Genomic DNA, 13,099 nt, shown 5'->3' with positions numbered 1-13,099 from the left:
GAACAGGATACCCAATGGAACTGGAACCCATCTACCTCTCGCGTCTGCAACACTATCTCTACTGCCCCCGGCAGTTTGCGTTAATTGAGCTGGAAGACGTGTGGATCGAAAACCAATTCACCGCCGAGGGCAAGGTATTGCATCAACGAGTAGACCAACCTGATAAGCAAAAACGTGGCGATATTCGTACCGTGCGTTCCCTGCGTTTGTCGCACAGTGCGCTGGGCATCGAAGGTGTGGCTGATGTAGTGGAGTATCATCTCCAGCCCGACGGCAGCGAGCAACCCTATCCCATCGAATACAAGCGCGGCAAGCCCAAAGCCCATCGCGCCGACGAAGTGCAGCTTTGCGCGCAGGCCTTATGCCTGGAAGATATGGAAGGTGCCGCGGTACCTGCGGGGGCCTTGTTTTACGGCGAAGTGCGGCGTCGGCATAGCGTGGAGTTTGATAGTGGCTTACGCGAACTCACCTTGCAGACCATACAAGCCTGCCGTGACATTGTGCAATCCAAAATCACTCCCAAGGCGGTCTATCAAGCCGGCAAGTGCAAAAATTGTTCATTGATTGACCAATGTCACCCGCAAGATTTCACTAGGCCGGCCTCGGCTTGGTTGGCCCAACAACTGGCACAGGACTAAGCATGCGGCCACTCCGTAACGTGATTTACATCCAAACCCAAAACGCCTGGGTGCATAAGGATAACGACAATCTGGTGATGAAGGTCGGTGACGAACTGAAAGCGCGGGTGCCCATTCATAAACTGCAAGGTTTGGTCTGTTTCGGTCAGGTCAGCATCTCGCCATACTTGATGGCGCACTGCGCGGAAAACGGCGTGACCATTACCTATCTGAATCAATTCGGTAAATTTCTCGCTCGCGTCGAAGGTCCGGTCAGCGGTAACGTGTTATTACGTCGCACCCAGCATTTGACGGGTGCCAATCGCGATAAAAGTGTCGCCATCGCCCGCACCATGCTATCCGGCAAGCTCTACAACCAGCGCGCGGTGTTGCGTCGGTATTTGCGCGATTACGGTGATCAAGCCGGTGGTCAGACGATGACGGCGGAATTGGCGACTGCGGAAAAGCGTTTGAGCCGCTGCCTGCAACAACTGGCCGATTGCGACGCCATCGATACTTTGATGGGGCGGGAAGGCGAAGCGGCGCAAGTTTATTTCGGCGTGTTTCAGCATTTGATTCGGCAGCCGGATTTTCAATTCGACGCTCGTCGGCGCAGGCCGCCGACCGATCCGGTCAATGCCTTGCTGTCGTTTTGTTATACCTTGTTGACTCATGATTGCCGCTCGGCACTGGAAACCACCGGTCTCGATCCTGCCAGCGGTTTTTTACACCAGCTCCGCAGTGGCCGGCCATCATTGGCGCTGGACTTGGCGGAAGAGTTTCGGTCGATGATAGATCGCTTTGTGCTGTCCTTAATCAACAAACGCCAGCTGGCGCTCAAGGACTTTGAAGAATGGCCCAATGGCTCTTTTACGTTGAAGGAAGAGCCGCGCCGCATCTTGCTAGCAGCCTGGCAGGACCGCAAGCAGGACACTCTGATGCATCCCTGGTTTGAGGAGTCCGTGCCGGTTGGTTTGTTGCCATGGCTGCAGGCGCAGATATTAGCCAGATTTCTGCGTGGCGATTGCGACAGTTACGTGCCGTTTTTGTGGAAATAAACCGGAGCTTTAACCATGATGATCTTGGTGACGTATGACGTCAGCTTTAAAAATGACGGCGGCCCGAAGCGCCTGCGCCGCATGGCGCGGCTATGTCAGGTGTTTGGGCAGCGGGTGCAGTATTCGGTATTCGAAATCGAAGTCGATATGGCGCAGTGGACCCAGCTGAAAAACGATTTGATCAACGTTATGGACGAAGAAGAGGATAGCCTGCGGATTTATTACCTGGGCAACAACTGGGAACGCAAGGTCGAGCACATTGGTGCGAAGAAGGCCGTGGACCTGAATGGTTTATTATTGTTGTGATGCGAACCCCAAGCGCACATGAAAGTCCCGGAGGGTTCGCAGTTGCCGAAATGCCCAGTGTTTACGCCGATTCTTCAATTTTCCGGAAATACTTTAGAATGCTATTCGCGTTGATTTTGGTCGGTTCGCATTTCATGGGTGTCTTTGTCTTTGAAATCAATCGATAACCTCAACGCAGTCGCGCCCCACGCGGGCGCGTGGATTGAAACTTATAGTCGGCCATGTCCAGCTCTTGGATGTCCGTCGCGCCCCACGCGGGCGCGTGGATTGAAACGCCGGTTACTGTTGCGGTTGGGAGGTTTACCCGTCGCGCCCCACGCGGGCGCGTGGATTGAAACTAAGCGCGATGGAAAGCGCGGTGAAGGGTTTAGGTCGCGCCCCACGCGGGCGCGTGGATTGAAACATATCATTGCGGTACACCCGTTACCTGAGAACGTCGCGCCCCACGCGGGCGCGTGGATTGAAACAGGAAATCGCGCACGATATGGGGGTTTACGTGGTCGCGCCCCACGCGGGCGCGTGGATTGAAACGAGACTGTCGAGCGGTATTTCGCTACCGTAGTAGTCGCGCCCCACGCGGGCGCGTGGATTGAAACATGCGGTCGGACCATTCAGCGCTCGCCACTGCAGTCGCGCCCCACGCGGGCGCGTGGATTGAAACGTATTTACGGCATGTCGAAAGCGTTAATGGATGTCGCGCCCCACGCGGGCGCGTGGATTGAAACGTTTCATAATTAATTATTGAGTTATCTGTAAATGTCGCGCCCCACGCGGGCGCGTGGATTGAAACTGATGGTTTAGTAACAATGACTATTCGAGTTAAGTCGCGCCCCACGCGGGCGCGTGGATTGAAACAAAGTGGTGAATCAATGAAATACCCAGCATCACGTCGCGCCCCACGCGGGCGCGTGGATTGAAACAATGGGGCTTTGCGTTTTACCTCCCCAACTCGGTCGCGCCCCACGCGGGCGCGTGGATTGAAACACGAGGTCGGACAAATGACACTTGACCAATGGAAGTCGCGCCCCACGCGGGCGCGTGGATTGAAACTGGTAATCCGAACGCAACTGGTTTGGAAGTGTGTCGCGCCCCACGCGGGCGCGTGGATTGAAACGGTGTCACCTTGCACAACAAGGGTGATTTTTGGTCGCGCCCCACGCGGGCGCGTGGATTGAAACAATCGAATATCAGATGGCTGTGATTTATTTTAGTCGCGCCCCACGCGGGCGCGTGGATTGAAACATCGATGACTGGTTGGGTTAATCTAGCGTCAGGTCGCGCCCCACGCGGGCGCGTGGATTGAAACTCGAACGCATACCGGCATCAGCCACCGTTGTAGTCGCGCCCCACGCGGGCGCGTGGATTGAAACATGTTGTTGGTGCCGGTGTATTATCCGATTGCGTCGCGCCCCACGCGGGCGCGTGGATTGAAACAGAGAGTAATGAATGAAACGAGTATACCTAGCCGTCGCGCCCCACGCGGGCGCGTGGATTGAAACCAGATGCAATACCACAAGCCCCATCAAGCCTTTGTCGCGCCCCACGCGGGCGCGTGGATTGAAACATTTTAGCTGTCACATTGAGGCCTTAATCATGGTCGCGCCCCACGCGGGCGCGTGGATTGAAACGGTGCGTCAAAAACAGAAGTGCAAATGCGTGCAAGTCGCGCCCCACGCGGGCGCGTGGATTGAAACGATAATGCTCGGCGCGTTAACCGGTCGGAAGAGTCGCGCCCCACGCGGGCGCGTGGATTGAAACCGAACTCACGCGCCAGCGGTCGGTTCTTTTCCGTCGCGCCCCACGCGGGCGCGTGGATTGAAACGTACCGAACGTCGAATCGACAAACCTGCCAGCGGTCGCGCCCCACGCGGGCGCGTGGATTGAAACTTCGACGACATATTCGAACAACTGCCGCAAATGTCGCGCCCCACGCGGGCGCGTGGATTGAAACGTTAACCGCAGCCGATTGAACCACTTTGCGCAGGTCGCGCCCCACGCGGGCGCGTGGATTGAAACGGCGAAGACATGAATGGTATATTGTTCGATTTGGTCGCGCCCCACGCGGGCGCGTGGATTGAAACATTTTAGCTGTCACATTGAGGCCTTAATCATGGGTCGCGCCCCACGCGGGCGCGTGGATTGAAACTATTTGTTGCGGTGTCGGTATTAAACTCATAACGTCGCGCCCCACGCGGGCGCGTGGATTGAAACACGCAATCGCAAGCGGTGCGGTTCCCCCGCGCGTCGCGCCCCACGCGGGCGCGTGGATTGAAACCAAAACATGCCAGTTACGCCACTACAGGGCAGTGTCGCGCCCCACGCGGGCGCGTGGATTGAAACATCAAAGGCGAAAATCAATGGACCGGGAAAGAAAGTCGCGCCCCACGCGGGCGCGTGGATTGAAACCGTTTCCGGACGGCTACTGCTTTCGGCTGCGCTGTCGCGCCCCACGCGGGCGCGTGGATTGAAACCGTACACTCTCGCCAACCCTTTCGGCAGCGAGACGTCGCGCCCCACGCGGGCGCGTGGATTGAAACACGACCCCAACGCCAAAGCCGAATGGGATGCCGGTCGCGCCCCACGCGGGCGCGTGGATTGAAACACAATGGTGTACACACCCACCATGAATTTCCAGGTCGCGCCCCACGCGGGCGCGTGGATTGAAACGACGTATGACCATAGACCGCACATCCGATCAATGTCGCGCCCCACGCGGGCGCGTGGATTGAAACAGACACAGCCGCCCGGTCTCCACATGTTACACGGTCGCGCCCCACGCGGGCGCGTGGATTGAAACAAGCAAAACAAAGGGAAGTTTATTCAGCTAAGGTCGCGCCCCACGCGGGCGCGTGGATTGAAACCAAGCAAGGGGGCAAAAATGATTGAACTAGACAGTCGCGCCCCACGCGGGCGCGTGGATTGAAACCTGCGAAAAAACAATCTCCAGTTTTGGGGACTGGTCGCGCCCCACGCGGGCGCGTGGATTGAAACGGTGGTGATGGTCAGCCCTATTTCGCACCTGAGTCGCGCCCCACGCGGGCGCGTGGATTGAAACGAGACCTGTCGGCAAAGCTACAAGTATTTGTCAGTCGCGCCCCACGCGGGCGCGTGGATTGAAACAACGCGAAGATCAACGCCGTACATCAATCGAGTGTCGCGCCCCACGCGGGCGCGTGGATTGAAACCTCTTAATAGCCCCTTTGGTAATACCCGTCTCTGTCGCGCCCCACGCGGGCGCGTGGATTGAAACATTACAACTTTATCGAACACTGGAACAGTTTTAGGTCGCGCCCCACGCGGGCGCGTGGATTGAAACCATATTGGCAAGAGCAGGATCAGACTCGATAAGCGTCGCGCCCCACGCGGGCGCGTGGATTGAAACATCGATGCCATTACCCGCCTGCGCAACCTGAAAGTCGCGCCCCACGCGGGCGCGTGGATTGAAACACGACACAACTGTAACTAAAGTTACAGCTTGTTGGTCGCGCCCCACGCGGGCGCGTGGATTGAAACTTGTCCTATGAACAGCAGCAACAGTCTCAGAAGTCGCGCCCCACGCGGGCGCGTGGATTGAAACAAGCTGGGGCTGACTTTGTGGCCAGGTTTGCTGGTCGCGCCCCACGCGGGCGCGTGGATTGAAACTGATTTACCTGATTTATCAGCGGGGCAGGGGGGCGTCGCGCCCCACGCGGGCGCGTGGATTGAAACAGCAATTCCGGCGGCGCGTTGCCGTCGCCGTTGGTCGCGCCCCACGCGGGCGCGTGGATTGAAACGCGCTTGCGGAGTCGGTGTTATGACTGCTGAACGTCGCGCCCCACGCGGGCGCGTGGATTGAAACATGCACCTGCGTGCGCCGGCCGGTCTCCAGGCTGTCGCGCCCCACGCGGGCGCGTGGATTGAAACGGTCAAGACAAGATGGAAGCGCTACAAATCCTTTGTCGCGCCCCACGCGGGCGCGTGGATTGAAACTCCGCCATCCAGCGCTGCAAACCCTCGCGTACGTCGCGCCCCACGCGGGCGCGTGGATTGAAACTTGATGGCTAACGTCGCCAGACCCACGCAAACGTCGCGCCCCACGCGGGCGCGTGGATTGAAACACGCCCCGAGACACCGACAAAATGTATGTTTACGTCGCGCCCCACGCGGGCGCGTGGATTGAAACGCTTATCTCTCGTTTTTTGGACATACATGCCCGTCGCGCCCCACGCGGGCGCGTGGATTGAAACTATGCCCGTTACCGAATCGGTAACCGTTTTAGGTCGCGCCCCACGCGGGCGCGTGGATTGAAACAAGCCGAGAAAAACGCCCGAATCGAGGCGTTCCGTCGCGCCCCACGCGGGCGCGTGGATTGAAACCAAACCGACCGCGAAGGCAAAATCAACACCGGCGTCGCGCCCCACGCGGGCGCGTGGATTGAAACACAACCAACTTGAAAAAAGAGGATTTAATCTAATGTCGCGCCCCACGCGGGCGCGTGGATTGAAACTTGGATGGTTGGACGTCTCATAAAAAACAATCGTCGCGCCCCACGCGGGCGCGTGGATTGAAACTATTGATCGTTCTCAAGACCTAGCGCAACAACGTCGCGCCCCACGCGGGCGCGTGGATTGAAACCAGGCAACAAGAAAGCAATTTACGCCAACAAGGTCGCGCCCCACGCGGGCGCGTGGATTGAAACCTATTTTTTAGGTATTTTTACCCATTTACAAGGTCGCGCCCCACGCGGGCGCGCAAATTGATTCAAAAAACAAAAGCTAGGCTGAGTGACTACTGGGCATAATCCCGCTTAGGGTAACGCATTAGGCTTGGTGTCATTCGGCTGTGTGCTCAACAAGACTTCGTGGATTGCGGAAATGACGGACTCCGGCTTCTCCAGCGGAATGACGTGGCCGCTATCTACCCAGCGTTGAATTGCCCCTGGATATAGCTGCGCAATATCCTTGCGTTTTTGATTGGCATCGAGCGCCAACTCCGAGGTGTCCTCCAGTGGTTGCGCAGCGCTCAGCACTATGATCGGTCCGCAGCTATAGGGCGGGGCGGCCAATACTTCGTCACCGGTTAGATCCAGCGCCGCCAGCTCTTGTTCGGCAGTTGCCGATGTCAGCATATCGAACAGCAAACGCACCCAGAGCGGCCAGTTTTCGATTGCCCCGGCGCCTTTGAGTTGAGCAGGGTGAGTCGAATCAACCAGAATCAAGGCCGCCACGTCCTGTGGGTGATGCCGGGCATACCATTGCATATACAAACCGCCCAGCGAATGCCCCACCAGCACATAAGGCGGCGTTAGACCCTGGCTGGCAAGCAAACCGCGCAACTCTTCAATAATATGCCGGCCGTCCCTCGTCGTTGTCGCCGCTGCGCTATTCCCGTAGCCGGCGCGGTTATAAACCAAGGCCGTGGCATCGCGCGCTATCGTGGGATAAATTTCTGTCCAATATTCGAAAGTCCCGCCTAGTCCGTTTTCGAAGATGACCGGTACAGTCTGGTGCTTGCTAAGCGCAAATTCCACCTGCCGGCCGGTGACTTCTGCCGTTGTGATGTCGGGGATGGTGGCGGCGCAGCCGCTCAGCGAGAGCAACAAAACGGCCAATAGTGGTGATTTAAATTTCATCGGTTCAGTAACGGGTTTTGGCTGATTCGCCCTTTTTACTACAGATTGCTTCCGAGACCATTCGCCCCAAACCGTTCATGCTTCGATTGGGTTCTCGGCTATTGCTCCTGCATCCATGCAAGCCCAGCACGAACGGTTTGGCGGGAAAAGTCATGTCGGGAAGTTGTTTTTAGCGAAATCCTCAGCGATTTTGCGGCGGGAAGCGTTGATCGAAAATCCCGCCAAGAGGCTGCCGAAGAACAAGGCCGTGCCGGGCAGCGGCACCGCGGTTACGTCGCCGTTGCGGACTGCCAGAACATAAAATTGGTTGCCCTTGCTAATGTAGTTTTGCATGCCGGTGGCGGTGTTCAAATACCAGGCTTTGTTGGCATCATTGTAATAAATGCTGCCTAGCCAATAGCTGAAGGATTGCAGGTTGCTGAACAGGCTTTCGTCATTGGGCGTGGACGGGTCGTCGACGAGGCCGTGGCCGGGTTGGGGCAAGCCGCGCGAATCGGCGTACCCCTTATTCGCGAAATCGCCGTAGAACAGATGCGCCAGTTCCGAGCTGGCTAAATCGACGTTGTAACCGCAGTCTGTGCCACTGTAACCATAGTCGCAGCCCTGGGCGCCCAGGTCGTGAAAGGTCGGCAGACGCCAATCGCTGTAGGTGGTGCCGCGCACGCCGTCCGCATAGCTTAGGCCTTCCACCCAGGCCGCGGCGTTTTGCCAGCTCATTTTGCCGGGATTATAGGAGCTGCTAGTATTGGCGTAGTTGGCGTCTGCCAGCCAGGTAACGTTGAGCTCGCTGTCGTAAATCAGGCCGCCGCCGCGGTCGAGCAACTGGGCTTGGGCGCTACCGGCCGCCAGCGTGCAGAGCGCGGATAGCGCGGCGTATATAGCTTTTTGTTTCATCATTTTTTTCCAAAAAGTTAGTTCTCGAACGGATGTAAATACTCGGAAACCTGCCTAGCGGAGCCGAGTTTGGGCGGCATTATCGGAAGGCGCGTGTAGCCAGGGAACCCTACCGGAGTAGGGTGTTGGAACGTTAGAGAGTTTTGTTAACATGTATTTCTAATTCAACTATTAGCTCGATAATTTAAAGAGGAATTTACAATGAAACGCAGTCTGAGATGTCTTGCCCTGGGCTTAATGCTGCCGGTATTACCGGCACACGCCAGTGTTTTGTATACGTTGGTGGATCTCATGCCGGAGAGCCCGTTAGTCAGTTCGGGGGCGGTCTCTATCAGCGATGCCGGGCATGTTCTGGGTTTTACGGGGGATGGTGAAAGCTTTGTTTACAAAAACAATAGTGTGAGTTGGCTGTCCGTACCCAGATATTCAAGTCCTACCGGGATCAATTCAAGCGGTGTGGTGGTGGGCAATTCTGGCGGGCGCGGCATAGTGCACAGTAATGGTGTCACCCAAATAATCGGTGGTTTCAGCGGCAGTCCTTATTCCAGTATGGCCTACGGAATCAATGACGCCGGGCAAATAGTCGGCAGTGCATGGAATGCCGAGGGCAACCAACGAGCCACTATTGCCGGGAACGGCAGCTTGACTGATCTGGGAACTTTGAATGGTGGTCACTGGAGTGCGGGTAATGCAATTAACAATAGCGGTCAGGTCACTGGCGAGAGTCAAACACCTAATGGTGGTCACGCTTTTATTACCCGTAATGGCCAAATGGTGGATCTGGGCGCGCTTGCCTGGGGTGTCAGCAGAGGTTATGCCATCAACGACCTCGGCCAGGTGGCCGGCACATCCCTTGTCACCAACGATGAGAAGCACGCGTTCATTACAACTGTTGACGACCAGATGATGGATATAGGTTTGTCCGGCTATAGCAGCGAGGCATTGGGTATCAATAACGCCGGACAAGCCGTGGGATATTTCGGCGATAATTTTGGTGGATCGAAACGTGCTTTCGTCACGCTCAATGGCGTCATGACAGACTTGAACACGCTGATTGCAGCCAACATCGGCTGGACGCTGATGACAGCTTACGATGTCAACAATAGTGGACAAATCGTTGGGGTGGGAATTGCCGCGAATGGCGTGCAACGGGCCTTTCTATTAAATCCGATTGCTGCTGTGCCCATACCCGGCGCCATCTGGTTGTTTGGTTCTGCTTTACTCGGTTTGGTTCCGCTGCGCCTGCGGGCTCGATTCTGAAAGCGCATGGAGGTTGTGGCGCTAACGCTTAGCTGCAACTTGGACAAGCAGCTCGTTACCCGGATGTAGCAAGGTTGCTGGGATTCTGAGGATGCGACAATCGGCTGCGCCTGCAAAAAACAACCCATAACACCGCGTTAATCTTGAGCGCTTTGGCCTCTGGAAGCCACCAAAGCGCTTTTGCTTACCTGCGTTAGGCACATTTCTCGCTCCTGTGCCCAGCGCTTCTATCAATCGGAGCGCTGGAGAATCAAAATGCTGCAAAAACTTGTAACGGTAACTTTCTTCTTGATCCTTTCCGGCTGTGCCACAACGGCAAGCAACCCTCCCGCCCAGGGAAGCAACAAAGCGGAAGGCAAAATATCAATGGCCATTGGCCGTGAAATGGGCAACTTCAAAATCACCCATTCGCAGGCAACCGAAGCCCCCGCCGGTTATAACGGCATGCAGTACACCGTTAAAACTGACGACGGGGCGACCTTTAAATGTGAAATTTTAGAGCCGTCGGGGTTTGGTAAATTCGCGACCTGGGGGATGGCGAGCGGAGCGGACGCCATGTGCACCGATTTCACCAAAGGATCGAGCGACGTAGGCAAAACCAACAAGGCAAGTTGCAACGCTTTGCTGCAGGCGGCGGGCAAATGCTGAAGTAATACGCGACACGGAGCTCAAGGCGACGCTCCGTGCCCCTTTGCCGCAGCACCGATGGCTAGTGGAAGGTTATAAAACCGCATGTTAACGAAGGAGTATCCGGACACGATAAGCTGACTAACCGCGCCAAGGCTGGGCGGCAACAGAATCGGAATAGCAAAATGGAAAAACTTTTTTCTAATCCTCGCCAAGACGGGGCGGTTTGCTTCTCGGACATCAGTCCAAACGGTCAACTACGCTTACTGGACTTGAGTTTCGGGCGTATCGCCTTCGGTTTTGGCTTGATCCCAGTTGTCGCCGCACCGTTTATTGTCTGGCTGCATCAAATCGACCGGGACGCTCGCGCCTTTTGGGCTTGGGCAGGTGTGTCTACGTTGGTAGCGCTGGCCGTCCGTCTGTTGTTCCGCCGCTATCGGCGCGACTGCGCACAACTGGGCGCCGAACGGGCCATGTACCATTGGCTGCACAAGGTGCATGCGTTGGCGCTGCTTTACGGATTCAGCCTGTCGGTACCGGTGATGATTATGTGCAGCGGCGACTATCCCTTTGAGTTTGCGATGCTGTTTCTGGTCACCTGCGCGTCGATAGTGGCGGGCAACGCCACCCACCAGTCGCCTATCCTGAGTGCTTTTCAACGTTTCTTCGCTGCCAGTTGGGGCGTCTCGACACTGCTAATGCCGTGGGTATTTCCCGCTCATTGGCCCTACGTAATGCCGCTGACTGCGCTCTACATTTTGTCGATTTACAAACACGCGGTGCTCGTGCACCGGTTTTTTTTACAACAGATATTCCTGGAAGAAGGCTACCGCGCCGCCAAGGATCTAGCCGAAGCCGCATTGCGTGCCAAAAACCAATTTCTGACCACCGCCAGCCATGACTTGCGCCAGCCGGTGCATGCCATGGGCTTTTTGATCGAATCCATTTCTCGCCGCAACCGGGATTTACTGTTGGGCCCAGCCTTGCAGGATTTGCGGCAAAGCGTGCAGTCGGTCACGCAGATGTTCAACTCGCTGTTGGATTTGTCCAGGATCGAGCTGGGCGCCCAGCCGGTCAATCTACAAACCGTGGCCTTGGACCCGTTGATGAACGATGTCGCGACGCTGTTCCGGGAAGAAGCGCGCGTCCGCCAAATCCAGCTCCGCGTGCACACCAGCGCCGGTAAAGCCTTGGTGCGCGCCGACCCGATATTGCTGCGCCAGTCTATGATCAACCTGATGCAGAATGCCTTGCGCTATACCCAAAGCGGCGGCGTGTTGATGGCGGCCCGGCGGCGGAACGACGGCTGGCAGTTCGAGGTATGGGATACCGGGGTCGGCATCGCGGAAGCCGATCAACCGCATATCTATTCGCCGTTCTTCCGCCCCGAACATGCCTGGTGCATCGACAACGCCGGCCACGGCTTGGGTTTGGCGGTGGTGGCGCGCTGCGCGGATTTGATGGGCGCCAGCCAGGGCTTGAGTTCGCGGGAAGGCCGAGGCTCGCGGTTTTGGCTGCGGCTGCCGTCCGCGCGCATCGAGGAGCGGCGCTCGGTGGTGCGCGACCGGGACTTTGCGCCGGCCGGCCGTGGCGAAATGCTGAGCGGCCGCTGTCTGGTAATCGACGACGAACCGCAAGTGCGTAACGCCTGGCAAGCCTTGTTGAACTCGTGGGGCGTGGAAACGGCTTGCGCCGCGTCCGCCAACGACGCCTTGGCCCTGCTCGATGCCGGCTTCGAGCCGCAGGCCATCTTTTGCGACCAGCGCCTGCGCGCCGGCGAAAGCGGCTTCGAGTTGTTGCAAGCCTTGCTGGAACGCTGCCCGGACGCCGCCGGGGCAATGATCAGCGGCGAATTCAATTCGCCGGCCCTGGCGCAAGCCGAGCAGGAAGGTTACCTGATACTGCATAAGCCCTTGGACCCGGAGGCCTTGTACGCCGTGCTGAGCCGGCTATTGCCAGCCGATCCGCTAACAGGGATAACCAAGAAAAATGCAATTGCCTAGTAGTAGTCTTGCCGGATGGCTGGGGCTGGCTTCCTCGGGTCTGTTGGCTTGGGGTAACTGGCACTACGCCCAAACGCTCCCCAACTACGACGCCGTGCGCCAGACCATTAGCGAATTGGCTGCGTTCGGAACGCCATTGGCGGACCAAATCAATTACGGACTTTTCCTGCCGGTGGGCTTGATGCAATGGCTGGCGCTGGCCTGCCAGTACCGCATGCTCAAGCAGAACCCCACGCTACGCCGGGGTTTACTGGCGTTTTCCTGGGTGGGAACGGCTTATGTCTTTTGCGCGCTATTCCCGTGCGAGCCCGGCTCTCCGCTGATGGGCTCTTGGCGCCAGCAAATTCATAACCTGTTAGGTGCGCTTGAATATCTGGGAGGCGGTTATGGCTTGCTGCTGTTTGGGCGTATTCCTGGCTCCCGCATCGCCATCCCTTTGAAAATTTCCGGCGTGCTGGTACTGACAGTTCTGGTGTTGCTGGCCGTCCCCTCTCTGGCGGACTACAGGGGCCTGATTCAACGCATTGCCGAAAGCGTGTTGTTCGGCTGGTTGACGTTAGCGAGCGCTGTGCAATTGGCCCGCCTCTACATTGACCGCATTGCAATGGCAAGGTGACCGAATAAAAGGCGCAAGTGGTATTAAACGTTACACGACCTTGATTCTAGCCAGGTATTTTTCGTAAAGCTACCAAGCGGAAAAAAGTCCTCCATCGGGCGGTCGAT

9 protein-coding genes and 1 CRISPR repeat array are annotated in these 13,099 nt (G+C 57.2%); of the genes, 7 read left to right on the top strand and 2 right to left on the bottom strand.

Going from position 1 to position 13,099, the window contains the following annotated elements; all coding sequences use genetic code 11:
- The first annotated feature begins 14 nt into the window (after positions 1 to 14).
- Genes cas4 through cas2 form a run of 3 tightly spaced genes read left to right on the top strand, consistent with a single transcriptional unit; the run spans position 15 to position 1,981 of the window.
- Complete coding sequence (gene cas4 / locus ACH5Y9_RS19200; protein ID WP_445367216.1) at positions 15 to 638, top strand: CRISPR-associated protein Cas4; 624 nt, start codon at positions 15 to 17, stop codon at positions 636 to 638.
- A gap of 2 nt (positions 639 to 640) precedes the next feature.
- On the top strand, positions 641 to 1,675 hold the full coding sequence (cas1c, locus tag ACH5Y9_RS19195) for a type I-C CRISPR-associated endonuclease Cas1c (RefSeq protein ID WP_445367215.1): 1,035 nt from the start codon (positions 641 to 643) through the stop codon (positions 1,673 to 1,675).
- Positions 1,676 to 1,690: 15 nt separating this feature from the next.
- Positions 1,691 to 1,981, top strand: a complete 291-nt coding sequence (gene cas2, locus ACH5Y9_RS19190; RefSeq protein WP_415879700.1) for a CRISPR-associated endonuclease Cas2 — start codon at positions 1,691 to 1,693, stop codon at positions 1,979 to 1,981.
- Between the two features lie 177 nt (positions 1,982 to 2,158).
- Positions 2,159 to 6,723: a CRISPR direct-repeat array (repeat unit 32 nt; unit sequence GTCGCGCCCCACGCGGGCGCGTGGATTGAAAC).
- Between the two features lie 44 nt (positions 6,724 to 6,767).
- On the opposite strand, the gene ACH5Y9_RS19185 is transcribed toward cas2, so the two are convergent.
- Both ACH5Y9_RS19185 and ACH5Y9_RS19180 read right to left on the bottom strand, forming a co-directional pair.
- Positions 6,768 to 7,592 (bottom strand): alpha/beta fold hydrolase, encoded by an 825-nt coding sequence (locus ACH5Y9_RS19185; RefSeq protein WP_445367214.1) that lies wholly within the window; start codon positions 7,590 to 7,592, stop codon positions 6,768 to 6,770.
- A gap of 150 nt (positions 7,593 to 7,742) precedes the next feature.
- Positions 7,743 to 8,489 (bottom strand): Lcl domain-containing protein, encoded by a 747-nt coding sequence (locus ACH5Y9_RS19180; RefSeq protein ID WP_445367213.1) that lies wholly within the window; start codon positions 8,487 to 8,489, stop codon positions 7,743 to 7,745.
- A 198-nt stretch (positions 8,490 to 8,687) separates the two neighbouring features.
- On the opposite strand from ACH5Y9_RS19180, the gene ACH5Y9_RS19175 reads away from it, so the two are divergent.
- The 4 genes from ACH5Y9_RS19175 to ACH5Y9_RS19160 all read left to right on the top strand — a co-directional run bounded on the left by ACH5Y9_RS19175 (position 8,688) and on the right by ACH5Y9_RS19160 (position 12,992).
- Positions 8,688 to 9,746: a hypothetical protein gene (locus ACH5Y9_RS19175; protein ID WP_445367212.1), complete on the top strand. Its 1,059-nt coding sequence runs from the start codon at positions 8,688 to 8,690 to the stop codon at positions 9,744 to 9,746.
- A gap of 255 nt (positions 9,747 to 10,001) precedes the next feature.
- The gene (locus ACH5Y9_RS19170) at positions 10,002 to 10,394 is read left to right on the top strand and encodes a hypothetical protein (protein WP_319960143.1); all 393 of its coding nucleotides are present in this window, start codon (positions 10,002 to 10,004) and stop codon (positions 10,392 to 10,394) included.
- A gap of 164 nt (positions 10,395 to 10,558) precedes the next feature.
- Positions 10,559 to 12,376: an ATP-binding protein gene (locus ACH5Y9_RS19165; RefSeq protein ID WP_445367211.1), complete on the top strand. Its 1,818-nt coding sequence runs from the start codon at positions 10,559 to 10,561 to the stop codon at positions 12,374 to 12,376.
- Positions 12,363 to 12,992, top strand: coding sequence for a DUF998 domain-containing protein (locus ACH5Y9_RS19160; protein WP_445367210.1), 630 nt, complete (start codon positions 12,363 to 12,365; stop codon positions 12,990 to 12,992). Before ACH5Y9_RS19165 ends, ACH5Y9_RS19160 begins: the two co-directional genes overlap by 14 nt.
- The last annotated feature ends 107 nt before the right edge of the window (positions 12,993 to 13,099 follow it).

This window comes from Methylomonas sp. BW4-1, from assembly GCF_052474385.1.
Note: the sequence above shows the minus strand (reverse complement) of the source record. Positions and strands in the feature narration are given on the sequence as shown.